Annotated in this window: 16 protein-coding genes; 8 read left to right on the top strand and 8 right to left on the bottom strand. The window is 67.9% G+C overall.

Annotation, left to right across the window (positions count from 1 at the left end; genetic code table 11):
- Positions 1–51: 51 nt before the first annotated feature.
- The 4 genes from IHD13_RS00685 to IHD13_RS00670 all read left to right on the top strand — a co-directional run bounded on the left by IHD13_RS00685 (position 52) and on the right by IHD13_RS00670 (position 4380).
- Positions 52–1128, top strand: coding sequence for an ABC transporter ATP-binding protein (locus IHD13_RS00685; protein WP_230086040.1), 1077 nt, complete (start codon positions 52–54; stop codon positions 1126–1128).
- A 64-nt stretch (positions 1129–1192) separates the two neighbouring features.
- Positions 1193–2104 (top strand): ABC transporter permease subunit, encoded by a 912-nt coding sequence (locus IHD13_RS00680; RefSeq protein WP_195859103.1) that lies wholly within the window; start codon positions 1193–1195, stop codon positions 2102–2104.
- 2 nt (positions 2105–2106) lie between these two features.
- Complete coding sequence (locus IHD13_RS00675; protein WP_230086032.1) at positions 2107–2940, top strand: ABC transporter permease subunit; 834 nt, start codon at positions 2107–2109, stop codon at positions 2938–2940.
- A gap of 147 nt (positions 2941–3087) precedes the next feature.
- On the top strand, positions 3088–4380 hold the full coding sequence (locus tag IHD13_RS00670; RefSeq protein ID WP_195859102.1) for an NAD(P)/FAD-dependent oxidoreductase: 1293 nt from the start codon (positions 3088–3090) through the stop codon (positions 4378–4380).
- A gap of 270 nt (positions 4381–4650) precedes the next feature.
- Here IHD13_RS00670 and IHD13_RS00665 read toward each other — a convergent pair whose 3' ends face one another.
- Positions 4651–7218: a GcvT family protein gene (locus tag IHD13_RS00665; RefSeq protein WP_195859101.1), complete on the bottom strand. Its 2568-nt coding sequence runs from the start codon at positions 7216–7218 to the stop codon at positions 4651–4653.
- Between the two features lie 321 nt (positions 7219–7539).
- Here IHD13_RS00665 and IHD13_RS00660 point away from each other — a divergent pair, with 321 nt between their 5' ends.
- Positions 7540–8121, top strand: coding sequence for a glycine zipper 2TM domain-containing protein (locus tag IHD13_RS00660; protein WP_195859100.1), 582 nt, complete (start codon positions 7540–7542; stop codon positions 8119–8121).
- A gap of 97 nt (positions 8122–8218) precedes the next feature.
- On the opposite strand, the gene IHD13_RS00655 is transcribed toward IHD13_RS00660, so the two are convergent.
- Both IHD13_RS00655 and IHD13_RS00650 read right to left on the bottom strand, forming a co-directional pair.
- Positions 8219–10138, bottom strand: coding sequence for a Na+/H+ antiporter NhaC family protein (locus IHD13_RS00655; protein ID WP_195859099.1), 1920 nt, complete (start codon positions 10136–10138; stop codon positions 8219–8221).
- A gap of 239 nt (positions 10139–10377) precedes the next feature.
- Positions 10378–11754: a glutamine synthetase family protein gene (locus IHD13_RS00650; protein ID WP_195859098.1), complete on the bottom strand. Its 1377-nt coding sequence runs from the start codon at positions 11752–11754 to the stop codon at positions 10378–10380.
- Positions 11755–12003: 249 nt separating this feature from the next.
- On the opposite strand from IHD13_RS00650, the gene IHD13_RS00645 reads away from it, so the two are divergent.
- The 3 genes from IHD13_RS00645 to IHD13_RS00635 are packed head-to-tail and all read left to right on the top strand — an operon-like array spanning position 12004 to position 15701.
- Complete coding sequence (locus IHD13_RS00645) at positions 12004–12795, top strand: gamma-glutamyl-gamma-aminobutyrate hydrolase family protein (RefSeq protein ID WP_195859097.1); 792 nt, start codon at positions 12004–12006, stop codon at positions 12793–12795.
- A 24-nt stretch (positions 12796–12819) separates the two neighbouring features.
- Positions 12820–14196, top strand: coding sequence for an aspartate aminotransferase family protein (locus IHD13_RS00640; protein ID WP_195859096.1), 1377 nt, complete (start codon positions 12820–12822; stop codon positions 14194–14196).
- A complete protein-coding gene (locus IHD13_RS00635; RefSeq protein WP_195859095.1) occupies positions 14193–15701 on the top strand; it encodes an aldehyde dehydrogenase in 1509 nt (502 codons plus the stop codon). The genes IHD13_RS00640 and IHD13_RS00635 overlap by 4 nt, the downstream gene beginning before the upstream one ends.
- 214 nt (positions 15702–15915) lie before the next feature.
- On the opposite strand, the gene IHD13_RS00630 is transcribed toward IHD13_RS00635, so the two are convergent.
- From IHD13_RS00630 to gatA, 5 genes are all read right to left on the bottom strand, one after another.
- Positions 15916–16167 carry a tautomerase family protein gene (locus IHD13_RS00630; RefSeq protein WP_326838295.1) on the bottom strand — a complete coding sequence of 84 codons (252 nt, stop codon included), beginning with the start codon at positions 16165–16167 and terminating at the stop codon, positions 15916–15918.
- Positions 16168–16268: 101 nt separating this feature from the next.
- Positions 16269–16751 (bottom strand): hypothetical protein, encoded by a 483-nt coding sequence (locus IHD13_RS00625; protein ID WP_195859093.1) that lies wholly within the window; start codon positions 16749–16751, stop codon positions 16269–16271.
- A 186-nt stretch (positions 16752–16937) separates the two neighbouring features.
- Complete coding sequence (locus IHD13_RS00620) at positions 16938–17489, bottom strand: cupin domain-containing protein (RefSeq protein WP_195859092.1); 552 nt, start codon at positions 17487–17489, stop codon at positions 16938–16940.
- Positions 17490–17541: 52 nt separating this feature from the next.
- Complete coding sequence (gatB, locus tag IHD13_RS00615) at positions 17542–19008, bottom strand: Asp-tRNA(Asn)/Glu-tRNA(Gln) amidotransferase subunit GatB (RefSeq protein WP_195859145.1); 1467 nt, start codon at positions 19006–19008, stop codon at positions 17542–17544.
- A complete protein-coding gene (gatA, locus tag IHD13_RS00610) occupies positions 19008–20468 on the bottom strand; it encodes an Asp-tRNA(Asn)/Glu-tRNA(Gln) amidotransferase subunit GatA (protein ID WP_195859091.1) in 1461 nt (486 codons plus the stop codon). The genes gatB and gatA overlap by 1 nt, the downstream gene beginning before the upstream one ends.
- Positions 20469–20484: the final 16 nt, after the last annotated feature.

The raw sequence follows: 20484 nt of genomic DNA, 5'->3' as shown, positions 1-20484 counted from the left end.
GAGACCCCGGTCTCGTCGGGCAAGAGTTCGCGTGTCCAGAAGGAGACGCTGATGGAGATCCGCCGCGTCAGCAAGCGCTTCGATGAAGTGCTGGCGGTGGATGACGTCAACCTGACCATCCGTCGCGGCGAGATCTTCGCCCTGCTGGGGGGCTCCGGCTCCGGCAAGTCGACGCTGCTGCGCATGTTGGCCGGCTTCGAGAAGCCCAGCGAGGGACAGATCCTGCTGGAGGGGCAGGACATCTCCCGCACGCCCCCCTACGAGCGGGCCATCAACATGATGTTCCAGTCCTATGCGCTCTTCCCGCATATGACGGTGGCCGAGAACATCGCCTTCGGCCTCAAGCAGGACAAGTTGCCCAAGGCGGAGATCCGCGAGCGGGTCGCCGAGATGCTCAAGCTGGTGCATATGGAGGGCTACGCCAAGCGCAAGCCCCACCAGCTCTCCGGCGGCCAGCGCCAGCGGGTGGCCCTGGCCCGCTCCCTGGCCAAGCGTCCCAAGCTGCTGCTCCTCGACGAGCCCATGGGCGCCCTGGACAAGAAGCTGCGCACCGAGATGCAGCTGGAGGTGGTGGAGATCCTCGAGCGGGTCGGCGTGACCTGCATCATGGTCACCCACGACCAGGAAGAGGCCATGACCATGGCCGACCGGGTGGCGATCATGTCCGATGGCTGGATCGTCCAGGTGGGCTCGCCCATGGACGTCTACGAGAGCCCGGCCAATCGCATGGTGGCGGAGTTCGTCGGCACCGTGAACCTCTTCGCCGGCGAGATCGTGGTGGACGAGGCGGACCACTGCGTCATCGACAGCCCGGAGCTCGGGCGGCGTATCCGCATCGATCACGGCATCAGCACCCCCGCCGACGAGCGCGGCGTCTGGGTGGCGGTGCGCCCGGAGAAGACCCTGCTGAGCCGCGAGCGGCCCGAGGGGGAGTTCAACTGGGCCGCCGGCACGGTGGAGGACATCGCCTACCTGGGGGGGCTCTCGGTCTATTTCGTGCGTACCGAGCAGGGCCACCTGGTCAAGGTGAGCCTGGCCAATACCACCCGGCGCAGCGAGCGCCCCAGTTGGGGCGATGCGGTCTATATCCACTGGGACGAGCGCAGCGCCGTGGTGCTGCGCGACTAGCCGGCGCGACTCGCCCGAGTCGATTCGCCGACCCCGGAATTCCCGCTCCCGATCGGAGGCCCCTATGCCTGCCCTGACGTCGCAACGCCTGCGGCGGTGGCTCAAGCCCCGCCGCGGCTGGGTCATCGCCGTGCCCCTGCTGTGGCTGACCCTGTTCTTCCTGCTGCCCTTCGGCATCGTGCTCAAGATCAGCCTTTCCGAAGCGGCCATCGCCATCCCGCCCTACAGCGCCATGCTGGATTTCGGCGCCGAGACCCTGAGCCTGGTGGTGACCTTCGGCAACTACCTCTTCCTGATGTCCGACAGCCTCTATGTGTCGGCCTACTGGGGGTCGCTGAAGATCGCCTTCGTCTCGACCCTGGCCTGCCTGCTGATCGGCTACCCCATGGCCTACGCCATGGCCCGGGCCCCGGCCCATTGGCAGCTGGTGCTGCTGCTGCTGGTGATGCTGCCCTCCTGGACCTCCTTCCTGATCCGGGTCTACGCCTGGATGGGTATCCTCAGCAACAACGGCCTGATCAACAACACCCTGCTGTGGCTGGGGCTGATCGATTCGCCGATCCGCATGATGAACACCAACTTCGCGGTGATCCTCGGCATCGTCTACGCCTACCTGCCATTCATGGTGCTGCCCCTCTATGCCAACCTGACCCGCCTCGACGGCTCCCTGCTGGAGGCCGCCTCGGATCTCGGTTCGCGCAGCATCAATACCTTCCTCAAGGTGACCCTGCCGCTCTCCAAGGGGGGAATCATCGCCGGTTCCATGCTGGTCTTCATCCCGGCGGTGGGGGAGTACGTGATCCCCGAGCTGCTGGGGGGGCCCGATACGCTGATGATCGGCAAGGTGCTGTGGGAGGAGTTCTTCAACAATCGCGACTGGCCGGTGGCCTCGGCGCTGGCCATGGTGATGCTGGGCCTGCTGCTGATCCCCATCGCGCTCTTCCATCGCTATCAGTCCCGTGAACTCAAGGAGTGACCATGAGAAAGCCATCCTTTACCACGGTGATGCTGATCCTGGGGCTGGTGTTCCTCTACCTGCCGATGCTGATCCTGGTCTTCTACTCCTTCAATGCCTCGCGGTTGGTGACGGTCTGGGCGGGTTTCTCCGGGCGCTGGTATATCGAGCTGTTCCGTGACCAGCAGATCCTCTCGGCGGTCTGGACCAGCCTGCGCATCGCCTTCTTCTCTGCCAGCATGGCGGTCTGCCTGGGGACGCTGGCCGCCTTCGTGATGGTGCGTTTCGGTCGCTTCCGCGGCAAGACGGCGCTCTCCAGCATGGTCACCGCCCCGCTGGTAATGCCGGAGGTGATCACAGGGCTCTCGTTGCTGCTGCTCTTCGTGCACATGGCGCAACTGATCGGCTGGCCCGCGGATCGTGGCATGGTGACCATCTGGATCGCCCATACCACCTTCTGCAGCGCCTATGTGGCGGTGGTGGTCTCTTCCAGGCTGCGCGAGGTGGACCTCTCCCTGGAGGAGGCGGCCATGGACCTGGGGGCGCCGCCGGTGAAGACCTTCTTCCAGATCACCCTGCCGGTGATCGCCCCGGCACTGGCCGCCGGCTGGCTGCTGGCCTTCACCCTGTCGCTGGATGACCTGGTGATCGCCAGCTTCGTCTCCGGGCCCGGGGCCACCACCCTGCCCATGGTGGTCTTCTCCTCGGTGCGCCTGGGCGTCTCCCCGAAGATCAATGCCCTGGCCACCCTGATCATCCTGGCGGTCTCCCTGGCCACCTTCCTGGCCTGGTATTTCATGCGCCGCAGCGAGGCCAAGCGACGCCAGGCGATGCGCATGCAGGCCCAGGAAGCGTGATATCGGTGTTGTCTGATAGTTGACGAGTAATGAAGCCTGATAGCCCCTGACACCCTGTCAGGGGCTATTTTTTCGCTGTTTTCTGCTTTTCGTCTGGCTGGCTTGTGGTAGCATGGTAAGAATAATCAACACAAAGGGAGCGAGCCGATGTCCGCCCAGCAGCCTACCAACCATGTGGCCTCCTACTATGCCGCCTCCGCCAACCCCGGCCCCGAGCGCCCTGCGGTCAGCGGCCGCGTGGAGTGCGATATCTGCGTGGTGGGGGCCGGTTTCACCGGTATCTCCGCCGCCCTGCACCTGGCCGAGCAGGGCCAGTCGGTGGTGGTGCTGGAGGCGGCCCGGGTCGGTTTCGGCGCCTCCGGGCGCAACGGCGGCCAGCTGGTCAACAGCTACAGCCGCGACATGGACGTGATCGAGGCCAAGTACGGCGACGAGACCGCCCGGGCCCTGGGCAGCATGGCCTTCGAGGGCAACCGCATCATCCGCGACCGCATCGCCCAGTACGCGATCGATTGCGACCTCAAGGAGGGCAACCTCTTCGCCGCCTGCAATGCCAAGCAGCTCGAGGGGCTGCGCGAGCACCAGGCGCTCTGGGAGCGTTACGGTCACGACCGGCTGGAGCTGCTCGAGGGCGAGGCGGTCCAGCGGGAGGTGGGCAGCTCCCGCTACACCGGGGCCTTGGTCGATCACTCCGGGGGGCATATCCACCCCCTCAACCTGGTGCTGGGCCAGGCCGCCGCCTTCGAGTCCCTGGGCGGGGTGATTTATGAGCAGAGCCCGGTGACCCGGCTGACCCATGGCGAGCCGGTGGTCTTGACCACCCCCGGCGGCGAGGTGCGCGCCCAACGGGTGGTGCTGGCCGGCAACGCCTATATGCAGGGGTTGCTGCCGTCGCTCGAGAACAAGTCGATGCCCTGCGGCACCCAGATCATTACCACCGAGCCCCTGGACGAGGCCACCGCCCGGGCGCTGCTGCCCAACGACATGGCGGTGGAGGACTGCAATTACCTGCTCGACTACTATCGCCTCACCGCCGACAATCGCCTGCTCTACGGCGGCGGCGTCAGCTATGGCGGCCAGGACCTGGCCAGCATCGAGGCGGTGATCCGCCCCAAGCTGCTGAAGACCTTCCCGCAGCTGGCCGACATCAAGGTGGACTACGCCTGGAGCGGCAACTTCCTGTTGACGCTGAATCGCCTGCCCCAGTTCGGCCGGCTCAACGACAACGTCTACTTCGCCCAGGGCTACTCCGGTCATGGCGTGACCTGCTCGCACCTGGCCGGCAAGCTGATCGCCGAAACGATGCGCGGCGAGAGCGAGCGCTTCGACGCCTTCGCCGGCCTGCCGCACCTGCCCTTCCCGGGCGGGCGCCTGCTGCGGGTGCCCTTCTCGGCGCTGGGGGCCTGGTACTACACCACCCGCGATAAGCTGGGGATCTAACACCAGCCTTATTCATGAGGTGCGGCGGGTAGTTGCTCAGGGGCGCTGGGGGTGGGTCGAAGCAAAGCGTCTTTTTCAGGGGTGAGGAGCACTGCTCCGAACGGGTAGGTCATGGATGGCCGACCCCGGCCCTGCAAACGGAGCAGGATTGCGTAGCGCCGCAGGAAAAAGGCGAGCGCCCATGGATGGATTCACAGCGTCTTTGCGCGGGGCCGGCCTGCCGGAGTGCCCACCCCCAGGTTAGCCCCGGGCCGTCAGTTTCCCACAACCTTAGCTTCTTGGGCGCTGGCTATCCGGGTCATAGAGGGCCCGGTAGCCCACCGCCGCCACCCGCATCGGGTAGTGCTCGCCGAAGTACTCCAGCAACAGCTCGCGTCCCTCCTCGGCGTAGCCGTGGGGCAGGTAAGCCAGGGCGATATTGCGTGCCAGCGAGGGCCCGTAGGCGATGCTGGTGGTGTAGCTGCGCCGGCCCAGGGCATCGACGGGCACCTCGCCGCTAGCCGGGTCGAGCAGCGGCGACTGACCCACCGGGAAGCGCGGTCGCCCGGCGCTATCCGTATTGGCCTCCATCACCAGGGTGCAGAGCCGCGCCGGCTGGTGGGCGCGCGCCCGCTGTTCCAGGTAGGCGGCCTTGCCGAGGAAGTCGGCGCTCTTGACCCTGGGGCGCGCCAGTCCCGCCTCGTACAGGTTGTAGTCGGTCAGCAGGTCCACGTTCTGCAGCCGCAGGCTCTTCTCCAGGCGCCGGCTATTGGCGTAGGTCTCGATACCCACCGGCACCACCCCCGCCTCGAAGAGCGGGTCCCAGAGGGCGAGGCCATAACTGAAGGGCACATGGAGCTCCCAGCCCTGCTCGCCCACATAGGAAATCCGGAAGGCCCACACCGGCAAGCCGGCGAGCCGTATCTCCCGGGCGCCGGCGAAGGGGAAGCGCTCTTCCTCCAGCGCCTCCGGCGCATCGCATAGCGCCTGCAGGGTCTGGCGCGCCCGGGGGCCCCAGACCCCCAGGGTGGCCAGGCCATCGCTGCGGTCCTCCAGGTGCCAGCGGCTCAGCCCGAAGGCCTCCGCCTGGCGACGCATCCACACCAGGTCCCGATGGCCGGTATCGCCGCCGCAGATCACCCGCCAGGCCCGCTCGCCCAGGCGCACGATGGTCAGGTCCGAATGGATGCCGCCGGCGGCGTCCAGGAAGTGGGTATAGACCCCCTTGCCGATGGGGGTGTCGCCGCCCACCTTGGCCACCGAGAGCCGCTCCAACAGCGCCTCGGCGTCGCGGCCCGAGAGGTCGTAGATGGCGAAGTGGGAGAGGTTGATCATTCCCACCCCCTCGCTCATCGCCAGTTGCTCGGCATTGGAGACCCGCCAGAAGTGCCGGGCGTCCCACTCCACGGGGCGCTCCGGGACCCGCTCGAGCCACTCGGCGAGGCGTGCCTCGTTGGCGGCATAGCCGTGGGCGCGCTCCCAGCCCGCCGCCTCCATGAAGTAGCCGCCCAGTTCCCGCTCCCGGGGCCAGAAGGGGCCACGGCGCAGGTCGCGACCGCTCTCGAAGGGCTCCCGGGGATGCACCGGCGGATCATAGATCTTGCGGGCGATCTCCCGGCAGCGCCCCAGCACATGGCCGGGGGTCTTCTGCACCGGGTAGAAGCGCGCGATATCGATGCCGCAGGGGTCGAGCTCGGGTCGGCCATGGGTCAGCCAGTCGGCCAGCACCTTGCCCATGCCGGGGCCATCCTTGACCCATACCGCCTCGCAGCACCACAGGCCGCGTACCTCCGGGGCCTCGCCCACCAGGGAGCCGCCGTCGGAGGTGACCGAGAGCAGGCCATTGAAGGAGTGCTTCTCGTCCCAGCCCAGTTCGGCGAGCCGTGGGGTCAGTTCCAGGGCTCGCTCGAAGGGAGCGGCGATCTGCTCGGCGCTCAGGTCGCGCATGGAGGGGGAGAGACGCGCCTGGTCCCGGGAGAGGATCTCCCGGGGGGGCACCAGCCGTGGCTCGGTGGTCTCGTAGTAGCCCCACTCCAGCTGGCCGCCCTCGGTGGAACGGGGGTCGCCGGTATCGCGCAGGTAGGCGGAGTTGCCCTGGTCGCGCAGCAGCGGATAGCCGATCTCCTTGCCGCTGCCGGCGAAGTCGTCGAAGGGCCCGAAGAACAGCAGCGGATGCTCCACCGGCATCAGCGGCAGGGCCACCCCGGCCAGGGCGGCGGGCAGGGGGCCCCAGATGCCGCAGGCGAGGATCACCAGGGGGGTGGCGATATAGCCCTTCGGGGTCTCGACCCCGCAGACCCGGCCGTCCCGGACATCGATGTCCAGGGCCGGGGTGTCGGCGAAGGTGCGTAACTGGCCGCCGGCCACCGCCTCCTCGATCAGCCGCCCCGCCACCCGCTGGGAGCGGGGCACCACCAGGCCGGCGTCCGGGTCCCAGAGGGCGCCCAGGACCCGCTCGCGGTCGAGCAGCGGGAAGCGTGCCACCGCCTGGTCGGCGTCGATCAGCTCGGCGCGGGTGCCGAAGGCCTTGCCCGAGGCCACCTTGCGCCTGAGCTCATCCCAACGTGCCTCGTCGCCGACCCGGGCGATCTCCAGGCCGCCGATCTTGTGGTAGTGGCCCAGCGCCTCGTAGAAGCGCTGGCTGTAGGTGGTGGTGTAGCAGCTCAGGCGGTCGTGGGAGGTCATGTAGCAGAAGTCGGAGGCGTGGGCGGTGGAGCCCGCGTCGGTGGGAATGGCCGCGGCGTCGAGGCCCACCAGGTTCGTCCAGCCGAGTGCGATCAGGTGGTGGGCCACCGAGGCGCCGACGATCCCGCCCTGGCCGATGATCACCGCGTCCGCCTGTGTCGGAAGGGTCGCCATTGGGTATCTCCTTCCTCGAGGAAGCCATGGTGGTTTTAGCCTAGTGCAGCCTCACGACCGAGCCGGTGGCTCGGAGAGGGTGGGTGTCGCCCTGTCGATGATAGGAGTCGCTCTCGAGCATGGTGCCTGGGCGTCGCTAACGGGCGACAACCGATGCAAGCTCATGACAACTTGCCGCCGGGGTACGGAGGCGGGGTGGGGGAGGCTTATACTGGGAGCGTCTTGTAGTGATTGCCGATGAGACGGCCGGATGTCGTCTCGTCGCGCCGAGTGATCCATGGAGCAGGCGCCTCGTCACCCGTTGAGAATCGAGGAGGCGTCATGAGTAAAGCCATTATCGTCGGAACCAGTCTGGCGGTCCTGGGCCTGGGGGGCCTGGCCCTGGGGGCCTACCAGGGGCAGCAGTTCGCCGGCGAGTCGGCGGTGGATGTGCCCGCCCCGGTCTATGCCGAGGTGCTGGGGGTGGAGCCCGCGGTGCGCCGCAGCGAGGTGCCCCGGGAGGTGTGCGAGGAGGTGGTCACCTACCGCCAGGCCCCGACCCAGGACCCCAACCGCCTCGTGGGTACCGCCGCCGGAGCCATCGTCGGTGGCCTGCTGGGCAACCAGGTGGGCGGCGGCAGCGGCCGCAAGCTGGCCACCGTAGCCGGTGCCGTGGGCGGCGGCCTGGCCGGACGCGAGGTGCAGAACCGCGTCGAGGCCAATCAGGTGCAGCCGGTCACCGAGCGGCAGTGCCATACCGTGACCGAAACCCATGAGGAACATCTGGGCTATAACGTCAGCTACCGCCTCGACGACGAGGTGCGCACCCAGCGCCTGGATAACCCGCCCCAGGCGGAGCGCCTGCCGGTGGTGGAGGGCCAGGTGCAGTGGCAGGCCACGGCGGTCGCCGAGCGTGACGCCTAAGCGACTCGACTGGCCAGGCCAAGGGGCCTGTCTCCCGTCCTAAAGTGCCAAGGGGGCCGCGATTGCGGCCCCCTTGGCGTTTCCGTGCATGACGCCGTTACTTGGCGAGGGCGGGATTCCCTTCGGCGACGCCATCCTCGGCGCGCTTGCCGAGCAGGCGCAGGGCCAGGGCCAGCACGCCCAGGCCGACGATCAGGCCCAGCCACCAGCTGACGCCATGACCCACCGCCACGGTGCCGAACAGCAGGGCCACCACGCCGACCAGCAGCGCATAGGGCAACTGGGTGCGCACATGCTCGATCAGGTCGCAGCCGCTGGCCATGGCCGCCAGCAGGGTCGACTCGGCCAGCGGCGAGCAGTGGTCGCCCCAGACCGCGCCGGCCAGCACCCCGGCCACCGAGGCGTAGAGCAGCGGCATGCCCTCGGCGGTGCCCGCCAGGCCATGCAGGTCGAGGATCGCCCAGGCCAGGGGAATGGTCAGCGGCATCATGATTCCCATCACGCCCCAGGAGGAGCCGGTGGCGAAGGCGGTGAAGGCGGCCAGGGTGAAGATGGCGGCCGGCAGCCACTGGGGCGAGAGCGCCTCGCCGAGGGCGGCGATCAGGAAATCGCTGGTGCCGAGCGAGGCGTTCACGTTGGCCAGGGCCCAGGCCATCATCAGGATGGTCAGGGGCAGCAGCATCGACTTGACCCCCTCGAACCAGTAGTGGGTGGTCTCGCTCATGGTCATCAGGCGCTGCGCCAGGGTCATCACCACGGCGGTGACACAGGCGGCCAGGGAGCCCCACATCATGGCGGCGAAGGCGTCCCCTTCGCCGAAGATATCCCAGATGCCGTGATCGCCCGGGCCCAGCTCGGCGGCGCCGGTGGTGTAGATCCCGCCGATGGTGAAGGCGACCAGCACCAGCATGGGAATCACCGCATTGGTGGCGCGCAGGGCGATGCCCGGCTTGGTCTCGATCTCGGCCTCTTCGACGACCGCCTCCCGGGGCGTCACCGGCGAGCGGCTGGCATGGCCGGCGAGGGCGCGGCGCTCGGCGGCGAGCATGGGGCCAAAGTCGCGGCGGCTCCACACCAGCAGGAAGACGAAGGCCACCGCCAGGAAGGGGTAGAAGTTATAGGGCAGGGCCTGGATGAAGACGCTGTAGGCGGACTCGTTCCAGTCGTCGATATCGCTCATGGCCTGCTGAATCAGGCCGACCTGGAAGCCGATCCAGGTGGTCACCAGCAGTACCGCCGAGACCGGCGCTGCGGTGCAGTCGACGATATAGGCGAGCTTGGCCCGGGAGATGCGCAGCTTGTCGAAGATATTGCGCATGGTGTTGCCGACGATCAGCGCATTGGCGTAGTCGTCGAAGAAGATGGCCAGCCCCAGCAGGCCGGTGGTGGTCTGGGCCTGGCGGCGGTTACGGATATAGCGGGTGATCCGTGCCGCGATCCCCTGGGTGCCGCCGTTACGGGAGATGATCCCTACCATGCCGCCGATCAGCAAACAGAAGAGCACCACCGCCATGTGTTCGCTGTCGCTGGCGGCCTCCAGCAGGTGCACGCTCACCGTCTCGTTGAAGGCGGTGAACAGGGCCGCGGCGCTCATGCCGTGGTAGATCCAGCCGCCCAGCAGGATGCCCAGGAAGAGCGCCACGATCACCTGGCGGAAGACCAGGGCGATGCCGATGGCGGTCAGTGCCGGGACCAGGGAGAGCCAGGCGGGAATCGCCGAGAGCGCCTGGCGTTCCAGCAACTGGCCCTGGGCGTCGAAGAGTTCCAGAACGCCGGCACCCTCGCCGAGGGTCGCCTCGGCGAGCCACTGGCCCGCCTCGCCCTCGACCAGCGTCAACGGCCGGCCATCCAGGGTCAGGCGGTGGTCGGCGTCGGCGCCGACGGCGATCTCGAAGCCCACCCCCTGAAGGATCAGGCCGGGCGTCGACAGGCGCTCGTCGGCCAGCAGGGGGCCGGCGGCCATCAGCAGCAGGAGCAGCAGGCCGGTCAGCCAGAGTCGTCGTTTGGGAGTTTCCATGGAGGTTGCCTCGTTGTTGTGGGGGTCGTTGGATGGGCAAATCCCGGCCCGCCGGCTCGCATCGCGAGCCGGAGATTCCGTGTTTTCTTGGTGTTGTACGCTGAGTGGATCAGGACAGATCGCTACGCCGAGAAGTGGGTGCGGCCACTCTTCGGTAAGGCTGTCGCAGTTGGCACGCTGTCTACGCGGAGGCCCGGGGCTACCCTTGGCTATTCCACTGCGATAACCCGGCAGGGCGATCAGACGTGGCGTAGATACCAGTCATATTCCAACTGACTCACCGCCTGCATGGCCTGGGCCCGCTCGGCGCGGCGGTTGGCCACGAAGACGCGGATAAAGTCGCGGCCCAGGGCCTCGCCCAGCACCTCGTCGGCTTCCAGCAGGTCCAGGGCCTGCTGCCAGCTGTTGGTCAGGCTGTCTTCCACCTGCTCGTAGGCGTTGCCGGTGATCGCCGGCGGCGGGGTCAGCTCGCGGGTCAGGCCATCGTGCAGGGAGGCCAGCAGGGTCGCCAGCAGCAGGTAGGGGTTGACGTCGGCGCCGGCCACCCGGTGCTCGATACGCCGTGCCGCCCGCGGCCCGGAGGGCACGCGCAGGGCCACCGAGCGGTTGTCGAAGCCCCAGGTAGGGGCCATGGGCACATAGAGGCCCGGCTGCAGGCGGCGGAAGGAGTTGAGGTTGGGGGCGAACAGCGCCATGGAACTGGGCATGCGCTCCAGCAGGCCGGCCACCGCCTGGTTGAGGCGGGCGCTACCGAGGACATCGTCGCCGGGCTCGCTGAAGACGTTATTGCCCTCGGCGTCGAGCAGGCTGATATGCACATGGGTGCCGTTGCCGGCCTCCTGGCCGTAGGGCTTGGCCATGAAGGTGGCCTCGAAGCCATGCTTGAGGGCCACGCCCTTGATCAGGCGCTTGAGCAGCACGGCGCTGTCACAGGCCTGGACAGCATCGGCGCAGTGGATCAGGTTGACCTCGAACTGCCCCGGGGCGCACTCCTTGAGGGCGGTATCCAGGGGCAGGCCCTGGACCTCGGCGGCGCTCTGGATCTCCTCCAGGAAGTCGGCGTATTCGTCCAGCTCCAGCATCGAGTAGAGCTGGCTCTGGGTGGCCCGCTCGCCGCTGCCCGGGGAGCGGGGCGGCTGAATCAGCCCCGCCTCGTTACGCTGGCGGTCCACCAGGTAGAACTCCAGCTCCAGGGCCACCACCGGGGTCAGGCCCAGGGCGGTCAGGCGTCCCAGCACCCGGGAGAGCACCTGGCGGGGGTCGGCGAAGAAGGGCGACTCGTCGGGCTCTACCATGGTCATCAGCAGTTGCCCCTGGCGGCCGCCGCGCAGCCAGGGCACCGGCATCAGGCTGCCGGGAATCGGTCGACAGAGGCGGTCGCCGTCGCCGGTGGCCAGGCCCAGGCCGGTCTCCTCGATGGTGTTGCCGTTGATATCCAGGGCGAAGACCGAGGCGGGCAGGGCGATGCCGCTCTGGTAGGCCTTGGTCAGGTTGTCCCGGGGGATGCGCTTGCCGCGGATGACGCCGTTGAGGTCGCTGATCAGCAGGTCGAAGCTGTCGATCTCCGGGTGGCGGTCGAGAAAGGCCTGGACGTCATCGGTGGGGGTGGAAGACATGGCGCTCACCTATGGGGCTTATGGTCGTTGTTGATGACCTTTATCCTTTCTTGGTGGGTGGGTGTTGTCAAATCCTTTACGTTTTTGCGGGTCTTAGACTTTTGGATAAATCGAGATATTTATTTTTAAAAACAGTTATTTATATATCTATCAATGGATTTGGTTACGACGGCGCTTGGAAAGATAAATCAACGGCGGTATGTTGAGTAAACCATAACAACGCCCGAGCGACCCTGCGAGGAGCCAGCCATGACCGCAAGACCCCTGGTGGGGGTGATTGCCTGCCGCCGTGAGGTGGAAGGACACGCCGCCCAGATGGTGACCGACAAGTACCTGAGCGCCCTGCGTGAGTATGGGCTCAACCCGGTGATCCTGCCGGTATGGAGCGATCAGGAGGATGACCGCGACGCGGCCCGGGAGCTGCTCTCCCGGGTCGACGGGCTGCTGCTGACCGGCAGCTACACCAACGTCGAGCCCCATCGCTACGGCGCCGAGCGGGCGCCCCAGAATACCCGTGATGACCGCCATCGCGATGCCGCCGCCCTGACCTGGATCCATGCGGCTTTGGCCCTGGAGCTGCCGCTGCTGGGCATCTGTCGCGGCTTCCAGGAGCTCAATGTGGCCTTCGGCGGCAGCCTGCACCAGGCCGTGCAGGACGTGCCCGGGATGCTCGATCACCGGGAACCCGGTGGTGCCGACAAGGCCGCCCAGTATGCGCCGGTGCACGACCTGGAGCTGCGCGCCGATGGCGCCCTGGCACGGCTGTTCGGCGAGACCCGCTCACGGGTCAACTCCCTGCACCAGCAAGGCATCGACCGCCTGGGCGAGGGGCTGGTCGCCGAGGCCTGGGCCCCGGACGGCCTGATCGAGGCGGTCTCGGTGGCCGATGCCGCCGCCTTCGCCCTGGCGGTGCAGTGGCACCCGGAGTGGCAGCCCCGGGAGCATGCCCTCCACGATGCCCTGTTCCGTGGCTTCGCCGCGGCCTGCGTGGCCCATCAGGCCAGCGCTCTCGCCCCTTCTACCCCCACTCAGCCGGCCTGAGGGCCCCCAGCGGAGACATTGCCAATGAGCACTCGTGACTATCAGGCCCTGGATCGCGCCTACCACCTGCACCCCTTCACCGACTTCAAGGCGCTGGGGGAGGAGGGCAGCCGTATCATCGAGCGCGCCGAGGGCGTCTATATCCATGACAGCGAGGGCAACCGCATCCTCGACGGCATGGCCGGCCTGTGGTGCGTCAACCTGGGCTATGGCCGCCAGGAGCTGGTGGAGGCGGCCACCACCCAGCTGACCCAGCTGCCCTACTACAACAACTTCTTCAAGACCACCCATCCGCCGGCGGTGAAGCTGGCCGAGAAGCTGGTGCAGCTGGCGCCGGAGCATATCAGCCATGTCTTCTTCACCGGCTCCGGCTCCGAGGCCAACGACACCGTGCTGCGCATGGTCCGCCGCTACTGGGCCCTCAAGGGGAAGCCGGAGAAGCAGTGGATCATCGGTCGCGAGAACGGCTACCACGGCTCCACCCTGGCCGGCATGAGCCTCGGTGGCATGGACGCCATGCATGGCCAGGGCGGTCCCTGCGTGCCGAACATCGCCCATATCCGCCAGCCCTACTGGTTCGGCGAGGGGCGCGATCAGAGCCCCGAGGCCTTCGGCCGCGAGTGCGCCGCGGCCCTGGAGGCGAAGATCCTCGAGCTCGGCGAGGAGAACGTCGGTGCCTTTATCGCCGAGCCGGTGCAGGGCGCCGGCGGTGCCATCATGCCCCCGGAGAGCTACTGGCCGGCGGTCAAGGCGGTGCTGGCCAAGTACGACATCCTGCTGGTGGCCGACGAGGTGATCTGCGGCTTCGGGCGGCTCGGCGAGTGGTTCGGCAGCGTTCACTACGACCTCAAGCCCGACCTGATGCCCATCGCCAAGGGCCTCTCCTCCGGCTACCTGCCGATCGGCGGGGTCCTGGTGGCGGAGCGGGTCGCCGAGACCCTGATCGAGGAGGGCGGCGAGTTCTTCCACGGCTTTACCTACTCCGGCCATCCCACCTGCGCCGCCGTGGCGTTGAAGAACCTGGAGCTGATGGAGGCCGAAGGGGTGGTGGAGCGGGTGCGTGACGACCTCGGCCCCTACCTGGCCAAGCGCTGGAGCGAACTGGCCGAGCATCCGCTGGTCGGCCAGGCCCGCTCCCTGGGCCTGATGGGTGCCCTGGAACTGATCGACCCGGCCACCGGCGAGCGCTTCGACAAGGCCCTGGGTGCCGGCAACCTGTGCCGTGATCTCTGCTTCGAGGGTGGCCTGGTGATGCGCTCGGTGGGTGATACCATGATCATTTCACCGCCCCTGGTGATCAGCCACGCCGAAATCGATGAGCTGGTGAGCAAGGCGCGCCTGGCCCTGGACGCCACCGCGGCGCGCCTGGCCCGGACCCCCCAGCCGGAGGAGACCGCATGACCGCAAGCCAACGCCCCCAGAGCCGTGCCGACTGGCAGGCCCTGGCCGATACCCTGATCCCGCGCCTGGAGACCCGCGCCTTTATCGACGACGCCTTCGTCGAGGCGGTGAGCGGCGAGACCCTGGCCACCCTCAACCCGGCCACCGGCGAGACCCTGGCGCATATCGCCAGCTGCGACGCCGCCGATGCCGAGCGCGCCGTGGCCGCGGCCCGGGCCGCCCATGCCCGGGGCGACTGGGCGCGGCTGGCCCCGGCCAAGCGCAAGCGGGTGCTGCTGCGCCTCGCCGAGCTGATGGAGGCCCACAAGGACGAACTGGCGCTGCTCGATACCCTGGACATGGGCAAGCCGGTCTCCAGCTCGCTGGGCGACATGGTCGGCGCCATCGGCAGCATCCGCCACCAGGCGGAATCCATCGACAAGGTCTACGGCGAGGTGGCCCCCACCGGCGACGACAGCCTGGGCCTGGTGCTGCGCGAGCCCCTGGGCGTGGTGGCCTCCATCGTGCCCTGGAACTTCCCGCTGATGATGACCGCCTGGAAGATCGCCCCGGCGCTGGCCGCCGGCAACTGCGTGATCCTGAAGCCCTCGGAGAAGTCGCCGCTGTCGGCGCTGCGCCTGGCCCAGTTGGCCAAGGAAGCGGGCCTGCCGCGGGGCGTCTTCCAGGTGCTGCCGGGCTATGGTCACACCGTGGGCAAGGCCCTGGCGCTCTCCATGCAGGTCGACTGCCTGGCCTTCACCGGCTCCACCCAGGTGGGCAAGCAGCTGATGCAGTACGCCGGTCAGTCCAACCTCAAGCGGGTCTACCTGGAATGCGGCGGCAAGTCCCCCAACCTGGTCTTCGCCGACTGCAAGGACCTGGACCGGGTGGCCCAGCACGCCGCCGCGGCGATCTTCCATAACCAGGGCGAGGTGTGCATCGCCGGCTCCCGGCTGCTGGTGGAGAACGCGATCCGCGAGGCCTTCGTCGACAAGGTGGTGGAGGCCGCCCAGGCTATGCAGCCCGGCGACCCGCTGGATCCCGCGAGTTTTATGGGCGCCATGGTCGACGAGACCCAGTATCGCCGGGTGCTCGACTATATCGCCAAGGGCACCGAGGAGGGCGCGACGCTGCGCACCGGCGGCCAGGCCCTCGACGGGGCCGGCTACTTTATCCCGCCCACCGTCTTCGACGGCGTCACCCCGGCCATGACCATCGGTCGCGAGGAGATCTTCGGCCCGGTGCTCTCGGTGTTCGGCTTCGACAGCGAGGAGGAGGCCGTGGCCATGGCCAACGACAGCGACTACGGCCTGGCCGCGGGGCTGTGGAGTCAGGACATCGACCGCATCATGCGGGTCTCGCGCAAGCTCCACTCCGGTCAGGTCTTCGTCAACAACTGGGCGGGGGGCGATCAGACGGTGCCCTTCGGTGGCGTCAAGCAGTCCGGCAACGGCCGCGACAAGTCACACCATAGCCTGGCGGAGTACACCGAACTCAAGACCGTGTGGATGTCGCTGGAGGGCTAGGCGTCCCGCCCGCTCTCGAGGGCGATGAAAAAGCGAGCGATGCACTGATCGGCGGGTGTCTGCCGCTATCGGTTTGCCGGCCTCTACGGGGCCGGCTTTTTTGTGGCGTGGTGATCCACTGAAACGCCTCGGGCCCGGTCAATGCCGGGCCCGAAGTGGGGGGATCCTCGTGACAGGGCGTCGGATGAGCTCGCCATAGGCTCGCTTATCCGACCTACGAGGCGCCGCTGGTCTCCTTGGCGGCGCGGCGCTTGGCCACCGACTCCCCGGCCACGCCGAAGTGCTGGGTGGCGACATCGGAGAGCAGGATGCGCACGCTCTCCGGGGTGCAGTCGATGGACGCCACGCAGGCCTCGGTGACCTTCTCGATCAGCGCCTCCTTCTGGGCGGCGCTGCGGCCTTCGATCAGCTGGATATTGACGATGGGCATGTTCGGAATCCTTTTGTGGAAATAGTTTTCACAAATATGATTCCAGCTTCTTCGGTGGCTGTCAAAGCGACCGGGGGATAAGCGAATAAAATGCCCGCTACCCTGGGGTGGCGGGCACTCGTGCTGTGCTGGGCGGCTTAGTTGCGGCCGCCGGCACCACCGCCACCGCCGGCACCACCACCGCCGGCACCACCACCGCCGGCACCACCGCCGCCGGCACCACCGCCGCCGGCACCACCGCCGCCGCCGCCGGCACCACCGCCGCCGCCGCCGGCACCACCACCGCCGGCACCACCGCCGGCATGGCCCCTGGCGCTACCCCCGGCATGGGCGGCGCCGCTGCCGCTACGGCCATCGCTGGCGCTGGTGGACACGGCCTGGCCGTCCACGCCGCCCTGGCTGACCGCCTCGTGGGCGGTCTCCAGGCCGAAGCCGGCCGCCTCGGGCATGGTGTCATTCGCCAGGTGGCCCTCCAGGGTCTCGACGGCCGGGTTGATGGCGGCGGGTTCGCTCTCTTCGACGATCACTTCATTGGGTGGCTGGGACGCCTCGTCCTGGGCGTGGGCCAGTAGAGGCGTCAACAGCAGGGGGAGTGAGATCAATAGCCATCGGGTGTGCATAAGAGTACCTCTTGGGGGAGTCATCGATGTCTCGGCGTCAGCCGAGAGAGAACCCCTCGAGTTCGTGTCTGCGTCTTTTGCCCGATTTATGCGCCCGGGCTTCCTGAAAGCATGGAGCGACCCGATGTCGCGGTCAATATTCGGCACGAGGCGGGCGCCCCGGCGGCGCCGGGGCGGGGAGAGAGGCTAGAACGCCTTGGCGGGGGTGCAGCAGCTGACCAGGCGGCAGGCGCTCTTGCCGGCGTTGCGGAAGCGGTGGGGCACATTGGTATCGAAGTAGTAGGCCTCGCCGGGACCCAGTACCCGGGTCTCGGCGCCCACCGTGATCTCGATCTCGCCCTCCAGCACTACCCCGGCTTCCTCGCCCTGGTGGGCGATCATCTCGCGGCCGGTATCGGTGCCCGGTGGGTAGGTCTCGATCATGAAGGAGAGCGCCCGGGCCTCGCGGTTGGCGCCCACCAGCTTGAAGACCACCTCACCGCTGCCCATGTCGGCCAGCTCGTCGGCGGAGTAGAAGACCTGGTCGCGGCTCTCCAGGTCCATGGTGAAGAAGTCGCCGACGCCGATGGGAATGGCGTCGAGGATCTTCTTCAGGGAGCTGACCGAGGGGCTCACCTTGCCTTGCTCGATCAGCGACAGGCTGGAGTGGGTGACCCCGCAGCGCTTGGCCAGCTCGCGCTGGGAGATGCCCCTGAGGTTGCGCAGGGCGCGCAGTCGCGCGCCGACATCGTCTGCCATGGGTCGTCCTCTGAAATCGAAGGGGCGGGCCGTGGCGGCCCGCCTCCGCTGCTCAGCACAGGGCGTCGAGCTTTTCCTTGAGCAGGGCGTTGACCTGCTGGGGGTTGGCGGTGCCCCGGGAAGCCTTCATCACCTGGCCGACGAAGTAGCCGATCATCTTGCCGCGCTTGTCCGGCTCGGCGTCGCGATACTGGGCCACCTGGGCGGGACTGTCGGCGATGACCTGGTCGATCATCGCCTCGATGGCGCCGCTGTCGGTGACCTGCTTGAGGCCCTTGGCCTCGATAATGGCATCGGCGGCATTTGCATCGCCCCCGCCTTCGCCGTTCCACAGGGCCTGGAAGACCTGCTTGGCGGCCTTGCCGTTGATGGTGTCGTCGAGCACCCGGGCGATCAGCCGGCCCAGCTGGGCGGCGGAGACCGGGCTGTCCTCGATGACCAGGCCTTCCCGGTTCAAGGCGCCGGAAAGCTCACCCATCACCCAGTTGGCGGCCTGCTTGGCGTCACCGCAGGCGTCCTTGACCGCCTCGAAGTAGTCGGCCATGGCGCGACTCGCCGAGAGCACCCCGGCATCGTAGGCGGAGAGGCCGAGCGCTTCCTGGAAGCGTGCCCGTTTCTCGTCGGGCAGCTCCGGCAGGTTGTCGCGCAGGTGATCGACGTAGGCCTGGTCGAGCACCACCGGCAGCAGGTCCGGGCAGGGGAAGTAACGGTAGTCGTTGGCCTCTTCCTTGGTGCGCATGCCACGGGTCTCGTCCCGCTCCGGGTCGTAGAGGCGGGTCTCCTGGACCACCCGGCCGCCATCCTCGATCAGCTCGATCTGGCGCTCCACTTCAAAGGCGATGGCTCGCTCCACGAAGCGGAAGGAGTTGACGTTCTTGATCTCGGCGCGGGTGCCGAACTCCGCCTGGCCCTTGGGACGCACCGAGACGTTGACGTCGCAACGCATCGAGCCCTCGGCCATATTGCCGTCACTGATGCCGAGATAGGTGACGATGGAGTGAATGGCTTTCAGATAAGCCGCCGCCTCTTTCGCCGAGCGCATATCCGGCTCGGAGACGATCTCCAGCAGCGGCGTGCCGGCCCGATTGAGGTCGATGCCGGTCATGCCGTGGAAGTCCTCGTGGAGCGACTTGCCGGCGTCCTCCTCCAGGTGGGCGTGATGCACCCGGATGCGCTTGGCGCTGCCATCGTCGAGAGTGATCTCCACCTCGCCGGCGCCGACGATGGGGTGGTACATCTGGCTGGTCTGGTAGCCCTTGGGCAGGTCCGGATAGAAGTAGTTCTTGCGATCGAACACCGAGACCTCGGGGATCTCGGCATGGATCGCCAGGCCGAACTGCACCGCCATGGCCACCGCCTGCTCGTTCAATACCGGCAGCACCCCGGGCAGGCCCAGATCCACGGCGCAGGCCTGGGTGTTGGGCTCGGCGCCGAAGGCGGTGGAGGCACCGGAGAAGATCTTCGACTTGGTGGCCAGCTGAACGTGGACCTCCAGGCCGATCACGGTCTCCCATTCCATCATGCGGTCTCCTTGGCGAAATCGGGGCGGCGCAGGTGCCAGTCGCTGGCCTGCTGGAACTGGTGGGCCACGTTGAGCAGCTGGGCCTCGGCGAAGTGGCTGCCGAGGATCTGCAGGCCGACGGGGCGTTTGCCGACGAAGCCCGCCGGTACGCTGATGCCGGGGATGCCCGCCAGGTTGATGGCGATGGTGTAGATGTCCTGCAGGTACATGGAGACCGGGTCCTTGTTGGCGCCCAGGTCGAAGGCCGGGGTGGGGGAGGCCGGGCCCATCAGCACGTCGACTTCCTCGAAGGCGTCGAGGAAGTCCTGACGGATCAGCCGGCGCACCTGCTGGGCCTTGGTGTAGTAGGCGTCGAAGAAGCCCTCGGAGAGGGTGTGGGTGCCGATCAGGATGCGCCGCTTGACCTCCTCGCCGAAGCCCTCGGCCCGGGAGCGCTTGTAGAGGTCGATCAGGTCCTTGGGGTCGTCGCAGCGGTGGCCGAAGCGCACGCCGTCGAAGCGCGACAGGTTGGAGGAGGCCTCCGCCGGGGCGATGACGTAGTAGGCGGGGATCGCCAGGTGAGTGTGGGGCAGGCTCACCTCGCGCACCGTGGCGCCCAGGGACTCGTAGACCCGGATGGCCGCCTGGACCGCTTCGGCCACCGCCGGGTCGAGGCCCTCGCCGAAGTACTCCCTGGGCAGGCCGATCTTCAGCCCCGACAGGGAGTCGTTGAGGGTAGCGGTGTAGTCCGGCACGCCGCGGGCCACGCTGGTGGAGTCGCGCACGTCGTGACCGGCGATGGCGCCCAGCAGCAGGGCGCAGTCCTCCGCGGTGCGGGCCATGGGGCCGGCCTGGTCGAGGCTCGAGGCGTAGGCGATCATGCCGTAGCGAGAGACCCGGCCATAGGTAGGCTTCAGGCCGGTGATGCCGCAGAAGGCCGCCGGCTGGCGGATCGAGCCGCCGGTATCGGTGCCCAGCGCCGCCGGCACCAGGCCCGCGGCCACCGCGGCGGCGCTGCCGCCGGAGGAGCCGCCGGGCACGGCGGCGAGGTCCCAGGGGTTCTTCACCGGGCCGTAGAAGCTGTTCTCATTCGACGAGCCCATGGCGAACTCGTCCATGTTGGTCTTGCCGAGGCTCACGGTGCCGGCGGCCTGGAGCTTCTCCACCAGGGTGGCGTCGTAGGGGGCCTCGAAGTTATCGAGCATCTTCGAGCCGCAGGAGGTCTTGACGCCCCGGGTACAGAAGATGTCCTTCAGCGCCAGGGGCAGGCCGGTGAGCGGTCCCGCCTTCCCCTTGGCGCGGGCGGCATCGGCGGCATCGGCGGCGGCCAGCGCCTGCTCGGCGGTGATGCTGATAAAGCTGTTGAGCTCGCCATCGAGGCGATCGATGCGCCCGAGCAGCGTCTGGGTCAGCTCGCGGCTTGAGAACTCGCCGGCCTCCAGGGAGGCGGCCAGTTCGCGGAGGGTCTTGTCATGCATCGGATGGGTGTCTCCG

This window comes from Halomonas sp. 328, assembly GCF_015645095.1.
Classification (GTDB): Bacteria; Pseudomonadota; Gammaproteobacteria; order Pseudomonadales; family Halomonadaceae; genus Bisbaumannia.
Note: the sequence above shows the minus strand (reverse complement) of the source record. Positions and strands in the feature narration are given on the sequence as shown.

What these genes read in the sequence shown, in the direction of transcription:
- IHD13_RS00685 (WP_230086040.1), top strand. Translation starts at nt 52, where the DNA reads ATGGAGATCCGCCGCGTCAGCAAGCGCTTCGATGAAGTGCTGGCGGTG.
- IHD13_RS00680 (WP_195859103.1), top strand. Translation starts at nt 1,193, where the DNA reads ATGCCTGCCCTGACGTCGCAACGCCTGCGGCGGTGGCTCAAGCCCCGC.
- IHD13_RS00675 (WP_230086032.1), top strand. Translation starts at nt 2,107, where the DNA reads ATGAGAAAGCCATCCTTTACCACGGTGATGCTGATCCTGGGGCTGGTG.
- IHD13_RS00670 (WP_195859102.1), top strand. Translation starts at nt 3,088, where the DNA reads ATGTCCGCCCAGCAGCCTACCAACCATGTGGCCTCCTACTATGCCGCC.
- IHD13_RS00665 (WP_195859101.1), bottom strand. Translation starts at nt 7,218, where the DNA reads ATGGCGACCCTTCCGACACAGGCGGACGCGGTGATCATCGGCCAGGGC.
- IHD13_RS00660 (WP_195859100.1), top strand. Translation starts at nt 7,540, where the DNA reads ATGAGTAAAGCCATTATCGTCGGAACCAGTCTGGCGGTCCTGGGCCTG.
- IHD13_RS00655 (WP_195859099.1), bottom strand. Translation starts at nt 10,138, where the DNA reads ATGGAAACTCCCAAACGACGACTCTGGCTGACCGGCCTGCTGCTCCTG.
- IHD13_RS00650 (WP_195859098.1), bottom strand. Translation starts at nt 11,754, where the DNA reads ATGTCTTCCACCCCCACCGATGACGTCCAGGCCTTTCTCGACCGCCAC.
- IHD13_RS00645 (WP_195859097.1), top strand. Translation starts at nt 12,004, where the DNA reads ATGACCGCAAGACCCCTGGTGGGGGTGATTGCCTGCCGCCGTGAGGTG.
- IHD13_RS00640 (WP_195859096.1), top strand. Translation starts at nt 12,820, where the DNA reads ATGAGCACTCGTGACTATCAGGCCCTGGATCGCGCCTACCACCTGCAC.
- IHD13_RS00635 (WP_195859095.1), top strand. Translation starts at nt 14,193, where the DNA reads ATGACCGCAAGCCAACGCCCCCAGAGCCGTGCCGACTGGCAGGCCCTG.
- IHD13_RS00625 (WP_195859093.1), bottom strand. Translation starts at nt 16,751, where the DNA reads ATGCACACCCGATGGCTATTGATCTCACTCCCCCTGCTGTTGACGCCT.
- IHD13_RS00620 (WP_195859092.1), bottom strand. Translation starts at nt 17,489, where the DNA reads ATGGCAGACGATGTCGGCGCGCGACTGCGCGCCCTGCGCAACCTCAGG.
- gatB (WP_195859145.1), bottom strand. Translation starts at nt 19,008, where the DNA reads ATGGAATGGGAGACCGTGATCGGCCTGGAGGTCCACGTTCAGCTGGCC.
- gatA (WP_195859091.1), bottom strand. Translation starts at nt 20,468, where the DNA reads ATGCATGACAAGACCCTCCGCGAACTGGCCGCCTCCCTGGAGGCCGGC.